Source organism: Peribacillus sp. YIM B13481 (assembly GCF_042787985.1).
Classification (GTDB): Bacteria; Bacillota; Bacilli; order Bacillales; family DSM-1321; genus Peribacillus; species Peribacillus simplex_A.
In genome coordinates this window covers 1-5,091 of sequence record NZ_JBHZPE010000106.1, presented here as the reverse complement: position 1 = coordinate 5,091, position 5,091 = coordinate 1, and the positions used below count along the sequence as shown (strand labels likewise).

Here is a 5,091-nt window from a genome sequence, read left to right as displayed (position 1 = left end):
GTCTCGCACTTCCGCTCCAATCAACCTTAAATAGTTTCGTTTTAAAAACAACAATCTTTACGAAAAGAGCCTTTTTTTATCATTTAAAGCTCGATATGCTTACGGGAAATAAATATTTTTTTACAAAAAGAGGGAATAGTTCAGGGGATATAAGTTTATAATATCAGTTTTATGAAATACAGCAATTAATATCATAAAATATGATATCATTTTTAACAATTTAAAGTTTATATGGTAATTTTAAGAAATATTATATATAATGAAAAATGAGAATATTGAATATATTATTTAAATTACTAGTTTAAAATAACAAAAAAAAGGGCTTTTCACTATCGCTAACGAAATATTGGGAAATAATACTTGAAGAAAGGATTATACATAAGTTTTGATTCAAGTTAAGGAGAATGCTATATTACGTTCTCTGAATTCTGACTATTATAAATTTTCAGTTTTGGCGGTTTGATTATGGGCAGGGAGGTTAATTATGATAGTTTTTGACCGAGTGAATAAGTATTATGGCGATTTCCATGTATTGAAAGAAATTAATCTTACAATTAAGAAGGGGGAAGTGGTAGTGGTCATCGGACCGTCCGGATCAGGGAAAAGTACACTGCTTCGATGCATTAATCGTCTAGAGACCATTTCGGAAGGTTCCCTTTCCATAAATGGTTTAAATGTAGCGGATAAAAAAACGGACATAAACAAACTCCGTCGGAATATCGGTATGGTTTTCCAGCATTTTCACTTGTATCCTCATAAAACTGTGCTCGAGAATATCATGCTTGCTCCCAGGAAGGTTTTAGGGCAATCCGAAGAGGAAGCAAAAAAGATTACACTAAAGTATCTGGATAAAGTGGGGATTGGCGATAAAGCGAATTCATTTCCTTCTCAGCTTTCAGGTGGACAGCAGCAACGGGTAGCGATCGCCAGAGGTTTGGCAATGGGTCCCGAAATCATGTTATTTGATGAACCTACCTCAGCCTTGGATCCTGAAATGATTGGCGAGGTACTGGATGTAATGAAAGCACTTGCCCATGAAGGAATGACGATGGTGGTGGTCACGCACGAAATGGGATTTGCCCGTGAAGTAGCGGATCGAATCGTATTCATGGACGAAGGCAGGGTTTTAGAAGAGGCATCACCGGCTGAGTTTTACGCCAATCCTCGGGAAGAGAGGGCTCGTTTATTCCTTAGCCGTATATTAAATCATTAAATAAAAAACAGGGGTGAATTACATGTTGAAGAAAAAGAAATGGTTAAAATTATCTTTGCTATCATTACTGGCTGTCATTTTATTAGCTGGATGTGGCGGGGGGAATGTTTCAGACAAAGCTGAAAAGGCTGGAGGTAAAGTCCAAGAAATTGATGTTCTTGCCCAAGTGAAGGAAAAGGATAAGATCGTTTTTGGGGTGAAAAATGATACAAGGCTATTCGGTTTGAAGAATCCTAGTACTGGAGAGGTAGAAGGCTTTGATATTGATATCGCAAAAGCTCTTGCAGCAGAAATCCTTGGTGATGAGAATAAAGTTGAATTTAAAGAAGTGACTTCTAAAACTAGGATGGCCTTATTGAATAATGGTGATATCGACGCAATTGTAGCAACCATGACAATCACGGAAGATCGTAAAAAAGAAGTTGACTTCACTGATGTTTACTTCGACGCGGGACAATCTTTGTTAGTCAAAAAAGGCAGCGATATCAAGGGCATTGATAGTTTAAAAGGGAAAAAGGTATTGGCAGTCAAGGGCTCTACTTCTTCCATAAATATCCGTGAAAAAGCTCCTGACGCACAAGTGCTTGAATTTGAAAACTATTCCGAAGCTTTCGCTGCACTTAAATCAGGACAAGGGGATGCATTGACCACGGATGATTCCATCCTTTATGGAATGGCGGATGAGGATCCAAATTATGAGCTTGTTGGCGGTACATTTACAGACGAGCCTTATGGAATTGCTGTGAAAAAAGGAAATGCGGACTTTGTTGCCGAATTAAATAAAGCCCTTAAGTCACTTAAAGATTCAGGCAAGTACGATGAAATCCATGATAAATGGATTAAACATTAAATATTTTTAGCAAATGTATAAGGGAAGCTGACCCTAAATAACATTTTAACATTTGTCTGTGAGGATGAGCGTTTTGCTCATCCTTACTAGTTAAAGGAGTGTATGCCGTGCTAGATTTCTCCATTTTAACAGAGAATCTGGATATGTATTTATTAGGCTTTAAAAATACAATCATGTCGAGTTTGATTGCATTGGTAGCGAGTTTGATTCTTGGTGTGCTTATTGCTATCATGCGGATTGCGCCGATAAAGCCACTAAACTGGCTGGGTACCGCCTATGTCGAGTTCATTCGGAACATACCGTTATTGATCATTACCTTTTTCTTCTTTCTTGGTCTTAAACTAAGCGGTCTATACGCAGGGACATTAGCATTGACCATTTACACTTCATCTTTCATAGCTGAGGCAATTCGAGCAGGCATACTTTCCGTGCCAAAGGGTCAAATGGAAGCTGCCCGTTCTTCAGGTCTGACATATGGGCAGGCAATGAGGCTCGTCATTTTGCCACAGGCCGTTAAAATAGTCATTCCTCCTTTAGGAAACCAATTTATCAATCTAGTTAAGAATTCTTCCATTTTAGCCGTCGTTGCAGGACTCGATCTTATGTACCACGGGGATTTGATTTCTTCAAGGACATTTGTCGTGTTTGATGTGTACATTTTCGTTGCAGCATTTTACTTAATACTTACCATTCCTTTAAGTTTTGGCGTTGGTTATTTGGAAAAACGTCTGGCTAAGAGTAATTGAGGGAGGTGTATCATATGGATTTTGCAGGTGCCTATACACCAGATAATCTTAAGTTTTTATTAGAAGGATTTTGGGTAACGCTCCAGGTAGCTTTTATATCCATTATTCTAAGTTTCATTATTGGCGGGCTTGTAGGTATAATCCGATACGCAAAGGTGCCGGTGTTATCACAAATATTGGCTTTGATTGTAGAAACGGTACGTAATTTACCGCTGTTATTAATAATATTTTTTACGTATTTTGCTTTGCCGGAAATAAGGATTAAACTGGAAATCATTCCAGCAGCCATTGTTGCCTTGACAATTTTCGAGTCAGCCATGCTTTCTGAAGTCATTCGAAGTGGGCTAAAATCCATCGATAAAGGCCAAATGGAAGCTGCCCGTTCATCAGGCTTGAGCTATACACAGGCATTGATACATATTATTCTGCCCCAAGCGCTGCGCCGCATGGTTCCTCCTATTGTCAGCCAATTCATTTCTTTATTAAAGGATACCTCTTTAGCTGTTGTCATCTCTTTACCGGAGCTGACTCATCATGGTCAAATCATTTATGGACAAAGTCAAAAGTATTTAATACCGATTTTGATCCTGGTAGCTCTCATGTATTTCATAGTTAACTATAGCCTTTCTTTGGTAGCACAGAGACTTGAATTGAAACGTACCTAAAAAAACGACTCAGAAATGAGTCGTTTCAAAATGTAGACAAACTCGATGAAAATCGAGTTTGTCTACATTTTTTTTATGGCTTGTACAATTTGAACGCTGATTGGAACGTAGGGTACTCGCTTTCCGCGGGGGCGGCCCACCCTCGGCGTTCTTTGCGCCTGTGGGTCACCCTTGGACACGCTTTTCCTGCTGGGGGAGTCTACTACCATCCGTTCCAATCAACTGGAACGTTTTAAGAAAAAACTGTAGGCTAGGTCTGATCCCGAACCCTTAATTAAGACTAGTTTATACTTTATGGTTTTTACCTGTTTTATGAAACCCTTATTAAATTGACGAAATTCGCGAAACTCCTGCCGAATAACTGGCTGGCGGAGGCCTCACAGACGCTTTCGGCGAGGTGCCTTGTCAGACAGTTGGCGAAAAGGGGACGGATTTCTGAAATCAACTGGTATGTTATGTAAGGATCCGACCAAGGGTATGGAATTTACCGGGAGGGTAGCAAGGAATATTAGAGATGGTGAATACAAAAATAATGAATCTTTTGCTTTTAATAACCGTATATATAAGGGGAAGAAAGAAGGTGGAATTTATGTCGGAAATTAATCCAACCAACAGCAAAGCGATTGTATCATTAATCATGGGGGTATTGTCCCTGCTTATTCCATTCATCGGCATCATATTGGGTATTCTAGGTTTAATATTTGCATCTAAGAGTAAACAAGAAATTAATCTTACTGGTGAATCCGGAAATGGTTTAGTGACAGCTGGTAAAGTGTGCAGCATTATTGGAATAATCCTTAATGTTATCGTGATTTTGATTTTTCTGGTGTTTTTTTGTTTCGTAGTAGATACGGACATAACAACCTATTGAATGTAAAAATAATCTTGACAAACAAAGAAAAAGTAAGTAAATCTATTTTTAATAGAATTTCATGTTATAATTAACTAAAATGCTATATATTGTATGAAGGGATGATATTTTGACCATTCAAATATTTGAGTATCCAGCCGTATTCTATTATGAAAAACACCCATTGATTATCGACTCTTTTTCCGTTCAAGTTTGTTTCCCGGATTTTAGGCGAGAAGGAATTATTTCTACCGTTAGCGGTAGGAATCGGGTAGATGCCTTAGCTTGTGCTCAAGAATTATTGGAATCCATGGTCGAACATTTTATTCATGATAAAAAAACAATACCGGATGCAAGTGATTTGGAAAAGGTAAATCTAGATAGGGGAATTAATATATGTGAGGCTGCACCCTTCAGGATTGAAATAGAAAATATCACATATGAAAAATAAAAAAACCTTGCCGGGTAGAGGACAAGGTTTTTATTTTGGATTTCTTGAAGGGTTTATCATACTTTATCACCCGGAATGTCAGTTTATAAGAATGAAAATCTATACAAAATGGATCGGTGGATTCTAATAGCCCTAAATCATCAATTTTTTTTACATAAGTACATGATCTTTTTTGTAAGGTTAGCTCCGGAATTTAATTTTTTTAACGAAAAACCATCATTATCTGTAAAGGAATGATGGTTTCAGTTTGTAGACAAAAGGGGTCCGGAATTAAAAAATTCCGAACCCCTTTTTGAGATTCCCTTTGAATTTTTGC

At 37.8% G+C, this 5,091-nt stretch carries 6 protein-coding genes; all 6 read left to right on the top strand.

Annotated elements, in window-relative coordinates:
• Window positions 1–484 precede the first annotated feature (484 nt).
• Window positions 485–1,213 (top strand): amino acid ABC transporter ATP-binding protein, encoded by a 729-nt coding sequence (locus ACFX4X_RS25145; RefSeq protein ID WP_089364249.1) that lies wholly within the window; start codon window positions 485–487, stop codon window positions 1,211–1,213.
• 22 nt (window positions 1,214–1,235) lie between these two features.
• Window positions 1,236–2,063 carry a transporter substrate-binding domain-containing protein gene (locus ACFX4X_RS25140; RefSeq protein ID WP_289337499.1) on the top strand — a complete coding sequence of 276 codons (828 nt, stop codon included), beginning with the start codon at window positions 1,236–1,238 and terminating at the stop codon, window positions 2,061–2,063.
• A 107-nt stretch (window positions 2,064–2,170) separates the two neighbouring features.
• Window positions 2,171–2,809 (top strand): amino acid ABC transporter permease, encoded by a 639-nt coding sequence (locus tag ACFX4X_RS25135; protein ID WP_089364247.1) that lies wholly within the window; start codon window positions 2,171–2,173, stop codon window positions 2,807–2,809.
• A gap of 14 nt (window positions 2,810–2,823) precedes the next feature.
• Window positions 2,824–3,474: an amino acid ABC transporter permease gene (locus tag ACFX4X_RS25130; protein ID WP_034307000.1), complete on the top strand. Its 651-nt coding sequence runs from the start codon at window positions 2,824–2,826 to the stop codon at window positions 3,472–3,474.
• Window positions 3,475–4,063: 589 nt separating this feature from the next.
• The gene (locus ACFX4X_RS25125) at window positions 4,064–4,345 is read left to right on the top strand and encodes a DUF4190 domain-containing protein (protein ID WP_284470611.1); all 282 of its coding nucleotides are present in this window, start codon (window positions 4,064–4,066) and stop codon (window positions 4,343–4,345) included.
• Window positions 4,346–4,454: 109 nt separating this feature from the next.
• Window positions 4,455–4,775, top strand: coding sequence for a type II toxin-antitoxin system HicB family antitoxin (locus tag ACFX4X_RS25120; protein ID WP_061463409.1), 321 nt, complete (start codon window positions 4,455–4,457; stop codon window positions 4,773–4,775).
• Window positions 4,776–5,091: the final 316 nt, after the last annotated feature.

Excerpts from the sequence above, each read along its gene's own strand:
- ACFX4X_RS25145 (WP_089364249.1), top strand. The coding sequence starts at position 485 with ATGATAGTTTTTGACCGAGTGAATAAGTATTATGGCGATTTCCATGTA.
- ACFX4X_RS25140 (WP_289337499.1), top strand. The coding sequence starts at position 1,236 with ATGTTGAAGAAAAAGAAATGGTTAAAATTATCTTTGCTATCATTACTG.
- ACFX4X_RS25130 (WP_034307000.1), top strand. The coding sequence starts at position 2,824 with ATGGATTTTGCAGGTGCCTATACACCAGATAATCTTAAGTTTTTATTA.
- ACFX4X_RS25125 (WP_284470611.1), top strand. The coding sequence starts at position 4,064 with ATGTCGGAAATTAATCCAACCAACAGCAAAGCGATTGTATCATTAATC.